Here is a 15,010-nt window from a genome sequence, read left to right on the forward strand (position 1 = left end):
CCTCCTCGATCGGCTCCTCGGAGGGGGTCTCGACCGGCGTCTCGGGCTCGGTGGCCTCCTCAAGCGGCTCCTCGGAAGACTCTTCCGTCGGGTCCTCGGAAGACTCCTCAGAGGGAACCTCCGACGGCTCGCCGGAAGGCTGGGTCTCCGGCTCCTCGTCCTCGAAGAGCGGCTCGACGTCGCCCCTGGTGAGGTTGATGCTGCCCTCAAGCGTGGTGGTGCCGTGGGCGCCCTCGGAATCCACGACGGCGGTCGCGGTACCCGAGTAGGTCAGCCACCCGCCGAGTCCGCCAGAGAAGGGGGTGGAGACCGAATCACTGGTCGTGATGTGGGTCTCGGCCCAGTTGTCGGCGCCGTTCGCACTGGCGTAGGCCCAGCCGTAGGGGTCGGCGCTGGCGGGCATGGCGGCGGCGACGGTGAGGGCGCCGAGGGCGGCGAAGGTGGCTCCGCCCTGAATGATGCCTCGCGCGGTGTGCTTCAAGATGAAACCTCTGTGGGGTCGTCCGTCCCGGGGGTTCGGGCCGGCCCGGCCTCGCGTCCACGGGCGCCCTCGGGGGTGGGGCGGCTTCGAAGGAGGGGACGCGCACCAGGGGATGTGTGATCGGAGGAAGGCGGCCAGGTGTCACACCCGTGCGCCGGGCGCTACGGGGCGCGATGGGAGCCCTCCCAGTGGAGAGCACTGATCTGCGGAACCTTGAGGGACCGCGTTCCTTCCCTGCGGACACGAGGCTATACCAACCGGAGGCCCACATTCTCTTCTCTACATAACGAAAAAGTAACTCCATGCGCCTTAAGTGCATACACACAGGTCGTAGCTTCATGTCAAGATTTTTTAATTCGATGTAAACCCCACGAACATTCAGGAGTCTCTCCTAATGAGAGGACTGAATTCTTAGAGATCTGCGTTCGGCTTTACCACTCTCCGTGATGCTTTCCTGACAGCTCTGGACACTCCCGTACAGCGGCTAGTTTGGGGCCATGCCCGCCTCCGCACCGCGCAGAGCCCATGCCCTGCCGCTGGCCGCTCTGGCCCTGCTCCTCGCGACCGCCTGTTCCACCCACGGCCCGGCTCCGGAAACGGACCCCACGGCCGCACCGCCGCTGCCGTCGCCGGAGGACGCTCCGGCCGGAGACGGCGACGGCCAAGGGGTTCCCGCGGACCCCGCTCCCCTCCCGGAGGGCCCGCTCAGCGGACGGGTGGTCGTCATCGACCCCGGGCACAACGGCGGCAACGCCGAGGCCGCGTCCCGCATCGGCGAACCCGTCCCCGCCGGCCCCCGGGAGAAGTCCTGCGACACGGTCGGCGCGGAGACCGCCGACGGCTACGCCGAGCACGAGTTCAACTGGGAACTGGCCCTGCTGGTCCGGGAACGGCTGGAGGCCGACGGGGTGACGGTCGTCCTCACCCGGGACGACAACGAGAGCGTCGGGCCCTGCATCGACGAACGGGCGGAGATCGGCAACGAGGTCGAGGCGGACGCCGCCCTGTCCATCCACGCCGACGGCGGTCCGGAGTCTGGGCGCGGCTTCCACGTGATCGCCCCCGGCGAGGTCCCAGGGTTCACCGACGACATCGTGGCGCCCTCCCTGGACCTGGCCGAGGACCTGCGCCGCGCCTACCTGGAGGGCAGCGGCATGCCCTATGCCGACTACCTGGCCGACGAGGGCCTGGACGAACGCACCGACCTGGGCGGTCTCAACATGTCCGACGTCCCCAAGGTGTTCCTGGAGGCGGGGAACATGCGCAACCCCGAGGACGCCGCGCTCATATCGGACGCCGCGTGGCGGGAGCGGGCGGCGGACTCGATCGCGCACGGCCTGGCCCTCTACCTCATGCGCGGCTGAGCCCCGGGAACGGCGTTCCCGGGGCTCCGACTGCCGGACACGAGGCGGATCAGCTCTCGGCGGTCTCCTCGGCCGGGACGGCGCTCCTCCTGCCGCGTGCCAGGAAGACGGCCGCGCCACCGCCGAGGGCGATGGCGGCGCCGGCCGCGACGAAGCCGCCGATGGGCGAACCGGTCTGGGCGAGCGGTGTGGCGTGGGGCTGCTGCTCGGGCCGGGGTTCGGGCTCGTCGCGCTCGGGCGGGGGCTGCTTGTCGTCGCCCTCCCCGGACTCGTGCAGTTCCTCGCTGACGCTGGCGTAGGCGACGGCCAGCGGGTGGGTGAATTCGGCCGTCTCGGGCACGGTGAGGGTGAGCAGGCCGACGGTGTAGGCGTCGGTCCAGGCCACACCGTCCGTCGTGTCCTCCAGGACGCCGGTCTGCTCGAAGACGGAGACCGAGGCGTCGAGCAGATCGACGTTCTCGGTGACCGCCCCCGCCTCGAAGGAGTGCGTGACCTCCCCGGACCAGGTCTGGGTGGTGGTGACGCTCATCCCGGAGACGGTGACGTCCAGGACGATCTCGTCCCCGCCCCCGGCCAGGGCGGCGCTGTCCCCGCCGAGGCGGAGCGCCCCGGATACCTCGGTGAGCTCCGGGCCGGACGGCGACACGCTCGGGTCACCGGACGGATCGACCGGGACCTCGGTGAGCTCGGTCCGGGGCGACTCCGACGTGCTCGGGTCTCCTGAGGGGTCCACAGGGACCTCGGTGAGCTCGGTCCGGGGCGACTCCGACGCCCCGGGGTCCGCCGAAGGGTCGGTCGGCACCTCGGTGATGCCCGGGGACGGGGACTCCGACGGGCTCGCCCCCGGGGAGGCGTCGGGACTCTCGGAGGCCGAGGGGCTCGGGGACTCGGGGAGGTCGTCGAGCAGGCCCTCGAAGTCGTCGGCGGTGAACTGGAGGCGGGCCTCCTCGACGGCGGTGGTCGAGGTCGACCCCATACCGCTGATGACGGCGGCGCTGGTCCCGGCCTTGACGGTCAGGTAGTCGGCGACCGCGACGTGGAAGCCGTCGCTGTCGGAGTCGTCGCCCGTGGTGACACCGGTCGTCGACGACCAGGCCCAGTCGGCGGCGACGTTGGCGCCCGCCCAGCCGTAGTGGTAGACACCGGCGTGCGCGGGAGCGGCGGCGACGACCGTGAGAGCGCCGAAGGCGGCGAAAGCGGCGCCGCTCCGTATGATGCGCCGCGCTGTGAGGGGTGCGGTGTGGTCCAAGGCGGATCCTCGCTCGGGTCGTCCCGGCCCGTGGGGTCGGGCCGGACTGGCCGCGCGGACGCGGACCGCGAGGGGACGGCCGGAATCAGCGGAGCGGGCCAGGAATGTGCGGGGGACGGGAGGCCGTCACCGGGTCCAGGGCATACCTCCACAGGGAATGGAAATCGTAGACACCACCCAGCGCACACCCGCCGAACCACAGGGTGACAAAGCGCGAAGCCTACCCTGAAAGCGTATCCGAACCCATTCGGATGCATATAACGAACTCATCACGTTGAAGTCTTTGCTCGCCGACCGCAAAACGATGACCTCTTCACGATTTCTTCATGAATCGGCGAACCATCACTTCGGTCCGAGCATCCGAGCCGTCTCGGCAGAACGGCGCCGACCGGCACGGAGTGTGGCGCCAACGACGCGGAACGCATCGGGCGCTACACAAACAAAGCCCGAAGATGCATTATTCGGACATGACACCATCATCCCCCGAGTTCGACACGGTTCTACGCGGCTACGACCGCCACACGGTCGACTCCCTCGTCCGACGCGCCCTGGCCGCACTCGACGGAGACACGGACACCCCGGTCACCGCCGACGAACTGCGCACGCCCCGTATCGCCGTCGTCCTGCGCGGCTACGACCGCACACAGGTGGAGGACTACCTCCGGGAACTCGCCGCCGCGCTCTCCGGAGCCGCGGGGACCGAGGACCTCGAATCGATCGAACTGGACGTGGTCCTGCGCGGCTGCGACCGCGTCCAGGTGGAGGAGGTGTTCGCCCTCGCCCTCGCCACCCTCCGCGACCCCGGAGGCGCGCCGCGGATCTCCGCCGGCGAACTGCGCGCGACACGGTTCGACACCGTCCTGCGCGGCTACGACCACAGGCAGGTGGCGAAGGCGCTGAACTCCCTCGTCGACCGCCTCGACACGGCCGAATCACGGAAAGAGAGGGGATGACTACCAAAGGAACCGCGCCGGACGCACAATGGGGGTATGCGTCTGACACCGGCGGACATCCGCGAGAAGAAGTTCCACACGGTGCGCCTGCGCGCGGGCTACAGCGAGAAGGACGTCGATGACTTCCTCGACCTCATCGAGTCCACCCTCGCGGCACTAGAGGGTACCGGCCCGCGCACGGAGCCGCTGCTGAGCGCCGACGACGTGCGCGAAGCCCGCTTCCGCACCACACGGTTCAGCCCGGGCTACGACGAGGAGGAGGTCGACGACTTCCTCGACACCGTCGCCGCCGACCTGGCCGGACGCGGGCTCGGGCGTGCCGGGGCACCGTCGGCCCCGGTGCCCCCGCTGCCACAGACCCAGCCCCCTCCCCACCGGGGCGCTCCCGAGGAGCCGGAGCGCGACGCGCGGCGGCTGACCCCGGAGGACATCAGGGAGCAGCGGTTCGCCACGACCCGGCTGACCACCGGCTACCACGAGCAGGAGGTCGACGACTTCCTCGACCGTGCCGAGTTCACCGTCGACATGCTCCAGCAGGGCCGACCGGAGCGGGCCACCCTCACCGCGGCCGATGTGGAGCGGATCCAGTTCTCCACCACCCGCGCACGGCCGGGGTACGACCCCACCCAGGTGGACCGGTTCCTGGACTTCCTCGCCCAGGAACTGCGGAAATACGAGGGACGCTGATCCAGACGCGGGCACACGGACACGCCGCAGGGCGACCACCCCATCCCAAGCCAAGCGGAACGTAATATTTCGCTACAGGGAGCAACGAGGCCGGGAGGTCAGCCGACCTCCGCCCGAGGGGAGGCAGGATGCTGCACGCGATGCCCGGCGACGCACGGGGTTCGGATACGCGAATGGTGGTGCCCCCGCTCCGCGGCCGATCCGGGGCGTCCGACGCGGGGGCGGAGAAGGCCGTCGAGGAACTCGCCCCGGCGCCGGCGCATCCGTGGGAGCTTCCGCTTCTGGCGGTGTGCGCCCTTGTGGGCACGGGGGTGATCGCCGTCGCCGTCCACACGGTGTGGACGGCGACGGACTCCTGGGCCTGGACCGCCGTGGCGGCGGCGGCCGTCCCTGCGGTGTGCTGGGCGGCCCGCGGTCTGCGCTACGCGCGCCAGCGGGCGGAGTCGGTGAAGATCTCCCCCACGCAGTTCCCCGAGGCGTACCGGACGGTCACGGAACTGTCCGCCGTGATGGGGCTGCACCGGGTCCCGGAGGCCTACGTCCGTGCCTCGGGGGGCCGCCTGGCCACGGACGCTTGCGCCCACACCACACGCCGCTACCTCGTCCTGCCCGATGAACTGTTCGACCCCGACGGGCGCCCGAGGGACCCCGACGCGCTCGCGTTCCTGGTGGCGCACCAGATCGGCCACATCACCGCCGGACACCTGTCGTACTGGAGGCGAGTGGCCACACTCGGCGCGGAACTCGTCCCCGGCCTGGGTGCGTCGCTGGCGCGCGCCATGGAGTACACCGCGGACGACAACGCCTACGCGTGCCACCCGGAGGGCGCGCACACCGTGCGGCTCTTCGCCGGGGGAACACACCTGTACACGAAGGTCAACATGGGCGAGATGGCCGACCGCGCGCGCACCGACCGGGGCGCGTCCCTGCTGCTGTACCACCTGTTGTCCAGACGGCCGAGCAACACGCGGAGAATGGCGGCGCTGCGCGACCGGAGGAGATACGGCAGGGTCTTCCTGTAGCCAGGCGCAGCCGGAAGGATCACAGGCGGTGGACTACAAGTCTCGCTGGTAGACCTCTCGACGATCGCCGACGGTGATGCCCCACACCCAGACGATCGGACCTCCCTCGTCGTCCTTGTCCAGGGTGTACACGACACGGTGGTCGCCGACACGCAGCCGCCAACGACCTTGGTGCCCGGTCAGAGGCTTGATGTCGAAAGCCTCAGTGTCACCGGTGCCGAGCGCGGCCTGCAGCTCGGAGAGGCGGCGCAGAATCCTGACCGCCGCCTGTTTGGGGATCCTGCGCATCCGGCGCTGAGCCGCTGAGGAGAACCGGGTGAGGTGGCGCCTCACCCCTCCCCCCCAGCGAGTTCCCGGGCCATCTCCTCAAGGGAGACCGAATCCTCGCGTCCCTCCTGCTCAGCTTCGTCCGCCAACCGGTTCAGCCAAACGTCCTCGGCTCTCTCCTCCACCGCGAGGAGACGCCTGTACTCGTCGGCGTCGAGAATGACGGCGGTCGTTCGGCCCCGTTGGGTGATGAAGGTCGGCGTGCGGCCGTGGCGGGCGCGCTCGATCGTGTCGGCAAGGTGTCGACGGACCTCGGCCATGGTCTCCGTGACTGGCTCATTCATACAATCAATGTACTGGATGTACATCTGTGACGTTCAGTGCGGATGCTGAGTCCGACGCCACCGGACGGCTCACAGGCGGAAGTGGGGGCCGGTGCGCTCCTCCTCACGCGCCCAGGCGATGCGGTCGAGGATGCGCGCTTCCATCGGAGGCAGCGCGTCGGGGGCGAACCAGCCCACGTCCAGGGACTCGTCGCCCCCGGCGTCGAGGCCGCCGCCGGTGTAGCGGCAGCGGAACGCCAGGTCGAGCATCTGCACCCGGTCGCCGTTGGGGTAGGTGTAGGGGGCGTGGGCGACCACACTGGTCAGCCGCTCCACGGACACACGCGCCCCGGTCTCCTCCCACACCTCGCGCACGAGGGCCTGGGCGGGCTGCTCCCCGGGTTCGAGGATGCCGCCGGGGGTGCACCAGCGCCCGTCGTCGGCGCGCCGGTGCAGCAGGACGTCGCCCCCCTCGCTCAGGACCACGGCCGTCACACCGGTGAGCGGGAGCAGGCCGTGGCCGACGTGTCGGCGCAGTTCCACGACGAATTCAGGGATCGGCATGGTGCGCAGCGTAGCGGTGCCGGGGACGGGAGGTCCGTCGATCGGAGCGGGCCGATCCGGTTCAGGGGGTCGCGCCGGGCACGATCTGGATCGCCGACGCCCACCGGAGGCCGACCCGGTCCTGGAGGGTCATGTGGAAGAACTGGAGGGCCTCCAGTTCGCGCGCCCGGCGCAGCGGACCGGCGTCCAGGGGGTTGAGGCCGCCGCGCCGCGCGAGCTGGACGACGACCTCCTTGGCCGCCTCGTTGTCGGAGGCCACGAACACGTCCAGGGGCAGGTCCCCGTCCAGCCGTCCGGTGGCGAGGACGGTGGCGAAGGCGGTGTTGAACGCCTTGACCACCCGGGCGTCGGGGTTGGCGGCGGCGACCTCCTCCGCGGCGGAGGTGCCCGGTTCGGTGACCAGGGAGTCGAAGGTGGAGAAGTCCACGGGGTTGGCGATGTCGACCACGACCGGCCCGCCCTCGGGGAGCAGGCGGACCACGTCGAGCGTGGCGGGGTAGGGCACGGCCAGCACGGTGGCGTCGGCACCGGCCGCGGCCTCGGCGACGGAGGAGAAGACCTCGACCGTGCCCTCGGGTGCGCCCGACAGCTCCCGTGCCAGGTCCTCCGCCTTCTTCCGGGTCCGGTCGACCAGGCGCACGTCGTTGCCCCCGGCCAGGGCGCGGGCGGCGATGCCGCGCGCCATGTTCCCGGCCCCCACGATCAGCACGATCACCGTGTACTCCTCCAGGTCGGTTGGTCCCCTGGGACAGAGTGCCCGCCCGAGGTGCCGGGGAGGGGGAGCACGCGCCGGGGGAAGCGGGCCGATCCGCCGATGGAGCGACGGGTTAGGCTCGCATCAGCGACCCCCACGACCCCCGAGGAGTCCGTGTGCTGAACATGGCCCTTGACCCCCACCCGCCCTACCCGGTGGTCCCGGTCCTGTTCCTGCTGCTGGGGATCGGCTGACCGTCAGGAGAACGGGGCGGGCCGGAGCGGGGGCGCGCCGTCCCGGTCCAGGCACACCCGGACCGTGAGGGGCCGCCCGCCGCACCGGTCCAGTCCCAGTAGGAGGCCAGGGCGTCGACCAGGCGGAGGCCGTAGCCGCCAACCCGGAGGAGGTCGCCGCCCTGCTCGGTCCGGGGCACCGGGTTCGTCGGGCCGGGCCGGGGGGCGTCGTCGGTGACGGTGAGGATGAAGCGGGAGGGGCGGGGCTCCACCACGACTTTCACGGCACCGCCCGGGTCGCCCGACAGAGTGTGCCGCACCGGGCGCGACTGACCCCCGCACACCACGCACGGGGCGGCTCCCGCAGGGCGGGAGCCGCCCCTCCTGCTCCTACTTCGGCAGGGTGAGGATCTCGGCGCCGTCGTCGGTGATGGCGATCGTGTGCTCGCTGTGCGCCGTGCGGCATCCCGTGGCGCTGCGGAGTGTCCAGCCGTCGGCGTCGGTGACGAGGTGGGCGGTGTCGTCCATGACCCACGGCTCCAGCGCGAGCAGCAGCCCGGGGCGCAGCCTGTACCCGCGGCCGGGCCGCCCGTTGTTGGGGACGTGCGGGTCCTGGTGCATCGTCGACCCGATGCCGTGGCCGCCGAACTCGGTGTTGATCCAGTACCCCGCCCCGCGCAGGACCGTGCCGATGGCGTGGGAGAGGTCGCCGACGTGCGCTCCGGGTCTGGCGGCGGCGATCCCCGCGCTCAGCGCGCGTTCGGTCGCCTCGATCATCGCCACGCTCTCGGCGGGCCTCGCCTCGCCCACGATGAAGCTGATCGCGGAGTCGGCGGCGATGCCGTCCAGGGAGACGGCGAGGTCGAGTGTGAGCAGGTCGCCGTCGGCGAGCGCGTAGTCGTGGGGCATCGCGTGGAGCACGGCGTCGTTGACGGCCGTGCAGACGTAGTGGCCGAACGGGCCGCTGCCGAAGGACGGCGCGTAGTCGACGTAGCAGGACCGCGCCCCCGCGTCAGCGATCATGTCCCCGGTCCACCGGTCGAGCTCCAGGAGGTTGGTACCGACCGTGGTGCGGCTCCTCAGCGTCCGCAGGATGTCGGCGACCAGGGCGCCCGCCGCCCTGGCCCGGGGGAGGTCGGTGGGCTTGAGGATCTCGATCATGCGCGGCGCCTTCTCCAGGATTCCAATAACTATACCGGTAATACTATACCGGTAATACTATACCGGTACTAGAATCGCAGCCATGGTCAGGTTGCCGCTCACAGCCGCCGAGGTCGCACGCGGACAGCGCCTCGGCGCCCTGTTGCGCCGTGCCAGGGGGGAGCGCTCGATGCTCGACGTCGCGCTCGACGCGGGTGTCTCCCCGGAGACGCTCCGCAAGATCGAGTCGGGGCGCGTGGCCACGCCCTCCTTCCCCACCATCGCCGCGCTCGCCGACGTCCTCGGCCTCTCCCTCGACGCCGTGTGGACCGAGATCAACCGGACCGAACCCGCGGTCCAGCACACCTGATCCGGTCCTCCCCGGGACGACCCCTGTGCTGGTGCAGGGGTCGGCTACCCGAGCCCTGTGCTGGTGCAGGGCTCGGCCACCTTCTCCCAGGGGCCTCCGGCCGCGAAGACCAGTTCGGCGAAACGCTCGCCGATCCGGCGGTGCCCGGCGGTGTCGGGGTGCAGGTCGTCGGGCAGCGGAAGCTCGCCCGCGTCCGCCTCCCCGTACAGCTCCAGGCCGTCCAGGTAGTACAGGTGCGGGTCCTCCCCCGACCTCTCTCGGACGATCCGGGCCAGCTCCTCGCGGATGTCGGTGAGCGCCAGGCGCCCGGCCGCGCGGTCGGCGGGGTCGCCCTCGGCGAGGTAGCCCATCCGGCCCTCGGCCAGGGCGGACCTGTCCATCCCGGTGGGGCCGGGCACCTCCTCGTGGATGGCGCAGTGGATCGGGGAGACGACGAGCAGCGGCGTGTCCGGGTGCCCCTCGCGGAGGGTGTCGAGGAACCCGTGGACCGCAGGGCCGAACGCGCGCCGCCGCATGGCGTCCTGGTTGACCACGTTGATGCCGAGCTTGATGCTGATCGCGTCCGCCGCCGTGTCGCGCAGGGCGCGAGCGGTGAACGGGTCCACCACGGCGTTGCCGCCCAGGCCCACGTTGACCAGTGCGGCTCCGGCCAGGGCTGCGGCGACGGCGGGCCAGGTCGAGGTGGGGCCGGCCGCGTCCGAACCGTGGCTGATGGAACTGCCGTGGTGCAGCCACACCGGCCGCGCACGCTCGGGGGCGGGGGCCACGGGCGCGTCGGTGCGCAGGGCGACCGGCACGGTGGCCTCGTTGTGCGGCAGCCAGATCTCGACGTCCTTGTCGCCCTCGGGCAGGCCGGTGAAGCGCACGGTGCCCACCGGGCCGGGGCGGTGCTCGACGCTTCCGGCGGCCATGTCGATGACCAGGGTGTCACCGCCGTCCACGTGCCCCCGCGCGGTGAGGCGGCCGTCGACGAGCAGGTCGTAGACCCCGGCCGGGCGCGGCGGCGCGCCGACGTAGGAGCGCTTGGTGGGCAGGGCGTCGAGTTCGACGACGGTGGCGCGGGTGCGCAGGGCCAGGCGGACGCCGGAGGTCTGTGCGGCGAGGTCGGCGAGCAGCGGGTCCGGCGCCTGGGCCAGCGCCCGGGCGGGCAGGCGGGAGGGGCGCGGGCCGTGTTCGGTGTCCTGGATTTCGAGGGCGCCGCGCAGTAGGTCGGCGGTGACCGGGGTGGTGGTGAGGTCCATGGCGGTGTCCTAGTGCTCGGGTGCGGGCCAGTGGCGCAGCAGGGTGTCGAGGGCGTCGAGGGCGCGCGACCAGGTCTGGTCGGTGTCGGGGGCGCTGTGGTCGAAGCCCCCGCCCATCTCCAGGTCGGTGTAGCCGTGGAAGACGCTGCCCAGCAGGCGGACGGCGTGGGTCTGTTCGGCTTCGGGAAGGTCGTAGCCGCGCAGGACCGCCCGGGTCATGCGGGCGTGCCGGGGGCCGGCGCTGGCGGCGGCGGTCTCCGGGGCGAGCCGGAACCGGGTGGCGGCGTAGCGGCCGGGGTGCTCGCGGGCGTAGTCGCGGTAGACGTCGGCCAGCGCGACCAGCGCGTCCTTGCCGGAGCGCCCGGCGAGGGCGTCGGCGGCGCGGTCGGCGAGTTCCTCCAGCGCCAGCAGGGCGATCCGGGTCCTGAGGTCGTGGGAGTTCCTCAGGTGCGTGTACAGGCTCGCGGTCTTGACGTCGAACCGGCGGGCGACCTCGGAGAGGGTGACGTTCTCGAACCCGGCCTCGTCGGCGAGGTCAGCCCCCGCCCCCACCAGGAGTTCCGTGTTGAGCCGCGCGCGTGCCATCATCTCTTCCCCCTTGTCCTATGCGAATACTACTTTTTCCTAATGGGGTTAGGCAAAGGGGGACTCTCCGTAGGGGCGAGGGGCTGATCACACTGCTCCCGTGCCAGGGTGCGGGGTTCGGGGCGAGCGGGGGCTCGTCGGATTCGCGCAGCCGGGAGACCAGCCCGCGCATGGACTCCAGCGCGCGCGTGCCCGCGGCCTCGATCTCCGGAAGCGCCGCGCGCACCGTCGCCGGGTCGCGTTCGACGACGTGGCGCGTACCGGGATCATCTACGAGGGCTACGGGGTGGACCACGCCCACGCCAAGCTCGTCCCGATGCACGGCACGGCGGGCAACGCGGGCGGGAGCTGGCGCGAGGTGGCCTCGAAGATCGAGGGCTACTTCGAGAGCTACCAGGGCTACCTGTCCTCGCACGAGGACACCCGCGCCGACGACGCCCACCTCGCCGAGGTGGCCGCACGTGTCAGAAGGGCCGAACCGTCAGCTTCTCGGCCGTGAACAACCGAGAAGCTGACGTCCTCACTTCCAGGACTCGGGCTCAGGCCGGGAGGGGGCGGGTTCCAGGGCGGGGCTGCCGGGAGGGTGCAGGGCGAACCAGGCGGTAGCGCCGTCCAGACTGCTGTCCACGCCCCAGACGGTGTCGCGCGTGAGGACCAGCCGCGGACCGGACTCATCGGCCACGAAGGCGATCTCGGCCCGGTTCCGGGGCGGCTCGCCCCCAGGACCGCTGCTCGGGTCGACCACCTGCACGTAGACGGGGACCGGACAGGTGATGACCACGCACGGCACCCCCGGACCCACCGGGGGCTCCTCCGAAGGCGGGCTCGCCCCGCCGCCGCGCGGCCCCGGCCGGTCACGGTCCTCCGACGCAGCGGCGGACGTTGGCGGCGTGCCGACCCTTCTCCAGCCGTGGGACGGCCGACTGGGACAGGCCGCTGATGTTGGCCAGCGCCGACTGCGACAGGTGCCGGGTACCGGGGTGGCGGCGCAACAGACGGATCACCTCCGACAGGTTCAGGGGGCGCACGGCGCGGGCCATCGCGGGCTCCTCCCACACCTGGGAGGGGATGCAGGTGCACCGCCAGGCCGGTGCCCCGCCCTGACGGGGGCTTCCGCAGTGCCTGCACAGGGAGAACGTCATCCCGCCCCCTCAGACGATGCCGGCCACGCGCCCGGCGCGCTCGGTGATCAGTCGTTCGACGCCCTCGCCGGGCCGGTTGACGGGCACCCGTACCCGGGGCGTGGTGACGCCGGGGAACGTGAACTGGTCGTCCTCGACCCGGACGGCTGCCTGGCCCAGGTAGGGGTCGCAGCACAGGGTGGGGGTCAACTCACCCCGGTAGACGGTCCGGGCGAGCTTGCTGCCCAGCCGCCGGGCGGTCAGGGCGCTTTGGAGGTCGCGCAGATAGATGACGCGCGTGTCTTCAAGTTCCATGCCGCCAGCGTCCCGCTACCTGCGGTGTTGGGCCACGTCTTGACGTCTTCGTGGAAACACCGGATACGGGCACGCAACACCGTGTACAACGATTCCATGCCCCCCACGGATTCCCCGCAGTGCTCGCCCGGCACCTGGAACTGTCCGGTCTGACCCAACGGGCGCTGTCCGCACGGTCGAAGGTGTCGCCCGCGTCGCTGTCGCGCTACCTGTCCGGCAAGACCAAGCCCCTCCCGGGGCGCGGTCGCGGCTCTGGACCTGGCCTAGGCCCATGGGGCATTGCTGGCCGCGTGGGAGAACTCGGCCACCGCCCCCCGTTCCTGCGCGACGTCGACACGCTGGAGCGCGAAGCCACCCGTATCGACCTGGTGAGCCCCCACGCGGTGCCGGGTCTGCTGTGGTGCCGCAGCTACGCCGAACTCGTTTATGAGGCCGGACGCAAGGTGCGCGATGTGGTCGGACTCGCGCAGCTACGATCCGAACGCCTGGGCCACCTGTCGAGCAAGGTCAGTGCGGTGTTCCCGCTGTCCGCACTGACGGGAGCACCCCAGCAGGTACGCGCTGAGCATGCCGAACACCTGCTGGGCCTGCCGGACCGCGTCTCGGTTCACCTGCTGCCCGAGGGAACGCTGCTGTTCGGGGTACCGGGGCCGTTCTCTCTGTTCCGTATGGCGGACGGCCGCGAGATGGCTTCCTCGGACCATCTGGAGGCGAACGCCGTCCCACCCCGGTGATGCCCCGGGCGACCCCGTCGCCCGGGGCATCACCGTGTTCGAGCCCGTGTTCGGGCTTCCCCTGCCGCCGTACACCGTGCCGGAATGCCTCAGAGCGGGGCGCGTCCGCCGCTGCCCGCGGACCGGCGTGTTCCAGGAGAACTTCCCTCTCAATTCGGACTAATAACCCTTTTCAGGCCAGAGGAACAAAAAGGGCTGGTTCTTTTCCTACCCGATCTGAACTGGGAAGACTGGCGACCAGACTGCCGTGGGCGCACTTTTTCGCAGAAAAGTTCGCACCACCCCCCCCACCATCCCCTACGCTGTCTCCCAACAACCGAAAACACGAATGACCCCGCGACGTTTAGAAGCGCCCGGGGCCCTGGCCAGCAACATTTCAGTCTTTAAGCAAAGGACTTGCCGACATGGCCTATTCTATCCCTGCCCTCCTGCGCGCAACCGTGCGGCTCCTGTGGGCGCTCACCACACCGGCACGCGGCCGCCACGCCCGCCCAGCCGCCGCCCCGATGCGCAGGCGCCGCTCCACCCGGGTCCGCCGCTACGCGCCGCCGCCCCACCCCGAGCAGGCCGCCACCGCTCCCCCGGACCGCCCCGAACCCGCACCGCGTCCGGCACCGCGCCTGGCACCCGCCCCCGCGCCGATCCCGGCCGAAGAGGTCGCGCTGATCCGCGGCTACTACCGGGCCTTCGAGGACGAACGCGCGCTGCGCCGCCGCCAGGCCGAGGCCCGCGCCCGCCTCGACCGCTGGACGGCCGGTCCCATCGCTCCCGCGAGCCGGGCGGCACGCACCTCCCCGGTCCCCGCGCCGCGGCCGGTCCCCGGGGGCGACCTCTTGGCCCCGTACGCCCGTACCGCCTGACGGCCGCCAACCGGCGGGGCGCGGCCCCCGTCCGGGGGGCGCTCTCCTAGGCTCGGAACGGACACACCGGCAGGCGAGCCACCCGACAGAGAGGCCCCCATGACGACGCCGTACCCGCCGCAGCAGGAGACCGCCGACGGGGCGATCGACGAGTACGAGAAGTTCTGCGACCTGGTCGCCGGTCTCACGCCCGAGCAGTGGGACGCGCCCACGCGCTGCGAGGGGTGGGCCGTCCGCGACGTGGCGGGGCACGTGTTCGGTGTGGCCGTCGACATCGCGGACCGCGCGTCGGGGCGGCGCACCGCCGACGAGCAGGCAGCGGAGTACCGGGTTCTCACCCCGAAGGCCCTGGCCGAGGAACTGCGCGGCAAAGCGCGGGCGCTGCGGGGCCCGTTCGCGGGGATGAGCGAGCGCTCCTGGACCTCCCCCGGGCCGATGGGCTACCGGCGCGGGGAGAGCGTGCTCCTGCTCCTCCAGGACACCTACGTGCACGCCGACGACATCCGCGCGGCGCTGGGTCTGCCCTCCGACCGGGGTCCCGGACTGGCGGCGACCGTGGACTTCGTCCGCTTCGCCCTCGAAAGGCGCGGCGCGGCCCCGGCCCGGTTCGTGCTGGAGGACGTGGGCACCGTGGAGGTCGGCGAAGGCGGCCCCGAGGTGCACGGGGATCCGCTGGACTTCGTACTCGCTGGGACCGGCCGCAAGGACCCGGCCGCGTGCGGCCTGGACACGGTTCCCAACATCTACGGCTGACCACGGCCCGGCCGGTTCAGACCGGGCCGCCCCTGCCCTGTCCCCGCGCCGGAG

General features: G+C 71.6%; 21 protein-coding genes and 2 pseudogenes. 10 read left to right on the forward strand and 13 right to left on the reverse strand.

The window, feature by feature from the left end; all coding sequences use genetic code 11:
- A pseudogene (locus ACFHWE_RS17790) lies at window positions 1-481 on the reverse strand (cell wall protein); the annotation flags it as partial.
- A gap of 497 nt (window positions 482-978) precedes the next feature.
- Here ACFHWE_RS17790 and ACFHWE_RS17795 point away from each other — a divergent pair.
- Window positions 979-1,845, forward strand: coding sequence for an N-acetylmuramoyl-L-alanine amidase (locus ACFHWE_RS17795; RefSeq protein ID WP_416602794.1), 867 nt, complete (start codon window positions 979-981; stop codon window positions 1,843-1,845).
- Window positions 1,846-1,894: 49 nt separating this feature from the next.
- Here ACFHWE_RS17795 and ACFHWE_RS17800 read toward each other — a convergent pair whose 3' ends face one another.
- Window positions 1,895-3,094, reverse strand: coding sequence for a hypothetical protein (locus tag ACFHWE_RS17800; RefSeq protein ID WP_416602795.1), 1,200 nt, complete (start codon window positions 3,092-3,094; stop codon window positions 1,895-1,897).
- Between the two features lie 467 nt (window positions 3,095-3,561).
- On the opposite strand from ACFHWE_RS17800, the gene ACFHWE_RS17805 reads away from it, so the two are divergent.
- From ACFHWE_RS17805 to ACFHWE_RS17815, 3 genes are all read left to right on the forward strand, one after another.
- Window positions 3,562-4,047 (forward strand): DivIVA domain-containing protein, encoded by a 486-nt coding sequence (locus tag ACFHWE_RS17805; protein ID WP_416602796.1) that lies wholly within the window; start codon window positions 3,562-3,564, stop codon window positions 4,045-4,047.
- A 36-nt stretch (window positions 4,048-4,083) separates the two neighbouring features.
- Window positions 4,084-4,734 carry a DivIVA domain-containing protein gene (locus tag ACFHWE_RS17810; RefSeq protein WP_416602797.1) on the forward strand — a complete coding sequence of 217 codons (651 nt, stop codon included), beginning with the start codon at window positions 4,084-4,086 and terminating at the stop codon, window positions 4,732-4,734.
- A gap of 128 nt (window positions 4,735-4,862) precedes the next feature.
- Complete coding sequence (locus tag ACFHWE_RS17815) at window positions 4,863-5,756, forward strand: M48 family metallopeptidase (RefSeq protein WP_416602799.1); 894 nt, start codon at window positions 4,863-4,865, stop codon at window positions 5,754-5,756.
- Window positions 5,757-5,789: 33 nt separating this feature from the next.
- On the opposite strand, the gene ACFHWE_RS17820 is transcribed toward ACFHWE_RS17815, so the two are convergent.
- The 6 genes from ACFHWE_RS17820 to map form a co-directional block, all read right to left on the reverse strand.
- Window positions 5,790-6,089, reverse strand: a complete 300-nt coding sequence (locus ACFHWE_RS17820) for a type II toxin-antitoxin system RelE family toxin (protein ID WP_416602800.1) — start codon at window positions 6,087-6,089, stop codon at window positions 5,790-5,792.
- A complete protein-coding gene (locus ACFHWE_RS17825) occupies window positions 6,086-6,367 on the reverse strand; it encodes a type II toxin-antitoxin system Phd/YefM family antitoxin (protein WP_416602801.1) in 282 nt (93 codons plus the stop codon). The genes ACFHWE_RS17820 and ACFHWE_RS17825 overlap by 4 nt, the downstream gene beginning before the upstream one ends.
- Before the next feature lie 69 nt (window positions 6,368-6,436).
- Entirely contained in the window at window positions 6,437-6,910 is a 474-nt protein-coding gene (locus tag ACFHWE_RS17830) for an NUDIX hydrolase (protein WP_416602803.1), read from the reverse strand.
- A gap of 61 nt (window positions 6,911-6,971) precedes the next feature.
- Window positions 6,972-7,625 carry an NADPH-dependent F420 reductase gene (locus ACFHWE_RS17835; RefSeq protein ID WP_416602804.1) on the reverse strand — a complete coding sequence of 218 codons (654 nt, stop codon included), beginning with the start codon at window positions 7,623-7,625 and terminating at the stop codon, window positions 6,972-6,974.
- A 187-nt stretch (window positions 7,626-7,812) separates the two neighbouring features.
- Window positions 7,813-8,157 (reverse strand): ATP-binding protein, encoded by a 345-nt coding sequence (locus ACFHWE_RS17840; RefSeq protein WP_416602805.1) that lies wholly within the window; start codon window positions 8,155-8,157, stop codon window positions 7,813-7,815.
- A gap of 70 nt (window positions 8,158-8,227) precedes the next feature.
- Window positions 8,228-8,998 (reverse strand): type I methionyl aminopeptidase, encoded by a 771-nt coding sequence (map, locus tag ACFHWE_RS17845; protein ID WP_416602806.1) that lies wholly within the window; start codon window positions 8,996-8,998, stop codon window positions 8,228-8,230.
- A gap of 82 nt (window positions 8,999-9,080) precedes the next feature.
- Here map and ACFHWE_RS17850 point away from each other — a divergent pair, with 82 nt between their 5' ends.
- Window positions 9,081-9,347, forward strand: coding sequence for a helix-turn-helix transcriptional regulator (locus tag ACFHWE_RS17850; RefSeq protein ID WP_416602807.1), 267 nt, complete (start codon window positions 9,081-9,083; stop codon window positions 9,345-9,347).
- A gap of 44 nt (window positions 9,348-9,391) precedes the next feature.
- Here ACFHWE_RS17850 and ACFHWE_RS17855 read toward each other — a convergent pair whose 3' ends face one another.
- Window positions 9,392-10,588, reverse strand: coding sequence for a GDSL-type esterase/lipase family protein (locus tag ACFHWE_RS17855; protein ID WP_416602808.1), 1,197 nt, complete (start codon window positions 10,586-10,588; stop codon window positions 9,392-9,394).
- A 9-nt stretch (window positions 10,589-10,597) separates the two neighbouring features.
- Window positions 10,598-11,173 (reverse strand): TetR/AcrR family transcriptional regulator, encoded by a 576-nt coding sequence (locus ACFHWE_RS17860; protein ID WP_416602854.1) that lies wholly within the window; start codon window positions 11,171-11,173, stop codon window positions 10,598-10,600.
- A 100-nt stretch (window positions 11,174-11,273) separates the two neighbouring features.
- Between ACFHWE_RS17860 and ACFHWE_RS17865 the strand changes: the two genes are divergently transcribed.
- Window positions 11,274-11,672: a hypothetical protein gene (locus ACFHWE_RS17865; RefSeq protein ID WP_416602809.1), complete on the forward strand. Its 399-nt coding sequence runs from the start codon at window positions 11,274-11,276 to the stop codon at window positions 11,670-11,672.
- A 21-nt stretch (window positions 11,673-11,693) separates the two neighbouring features.
- On the opposite strand, the gene ACFHWE_RS17870 is transcribed toward ACFHWE_RS17865, so the two are convergent.
- From ACFHWE_RS17870 to ACFHWE_RS17880, 3 genes are all read right to left on the reverse strand, one after another.
- Window positions 11,694-11,954: a hypothetical protein gene (locus ACFHWE_RS17870; RefSeq protein ID WP_416602810.1), complete on the reverse strand. Its 261-nt coding sequence runs from the start codon at window positions 11,952-11,954 to the stop codon at window positions 11,694-11,696.
- Window positions 11,955-12,027: 73 nt separating this feature from the next.
- Window positions 12,028-12,315, reverse strand: a complete 288-nt coding sequence (locus ACFHWE_RS17875; RefSeq protein ID WP_416602811.1) for a helix-turn-helix domain-containing protein — start codon at window positions 12,313-12,315, stop codon at window positions 12,028-12,030.
- Window positions 12,316-12,324: 9 nt separating this feature from the next.
- Window positions 12,325-12,609: a hypothetical protein gene (locus ACFHWE_RS17880; RefSeq protein ID WP_416602812.1), complete on the reverse strand. Its 285-nt coding sequence runs from the start codon at window positions 12,607-12,609 to the stop codon at window positions 12,325-12,327.
- A gap of 119 nt (window positions 12,610-12,728) precedes the next feature.
- On the opposite strand from ACFHWE_RS17880, the pseudogene ACFHWE_RS17885 reads away from it, so the two are divergent.
- The 4 genes and pseudogenes from ACFHWE_RS17885 to ACFHWE_RS17900 all read left to right on the forward strand — a co-directional run.
- Window positions 12,729-12,827: pseudogene (locus ACFHWE_RS17885) on the forward strand (helix-turn-helix domain-containing protein); the annotation flags it as partial.
- Between the two features lie 72 nt (window positions 12,828-12,899).
- Window positions 12,900-13,343 carry a Scr1 family TA system antitoxin-like transcriptional regulator gene (locus ACFHWE_RS17890; protein ID WP_416602855.1) on the forward strand — a complete coding sequence of 148 codons (444 nt, stop codon included), beginning with the start codon at window positions 12,900-12,902 and terminating at the stop codon, window positions 13,341-13,343.
- A 404-nt stretch (window positions 13,344-13,747) separates the two neighbouring features.
- Entirely contained in the window at window positions 13,748-14,203 is a 456-nt protein-coding gene (locus ACFHWE_RS17895; RefSeq protein WP_416602813.1) for a hypothetical protein, read from the forward strand.
- 99 nt (window positions 14,204-14,302) lie between these two features.
- Window positions 14,303-14,956 carry a maleylpyruvate isomerase family mycothiol-dependent enzyme gene (locus ACFHWE_RS17900; RefSeq protein WP_416602814.1) on the forward strand — a complete coding sequence of 218 codons (654 nt, stop codon included), beginning with the start codon at window positions 14,303-14,305 and terminating at the stop codon, window positions 14,954-14,956.
- The last annotated feature ends 54 nt before the right edge of the window (window positions 14,957-15,010 follow it).

The sequence above is a fragment of the Nocardiopsis sp. LOL_012 genome (assembly GCF_048060475.1).
Taxonomy (GTDB): Bacteria; Actinomycetota; Actinomycetes; order Streptosporangiales; family Streptosporangiaceae; genus Nocardiopsis.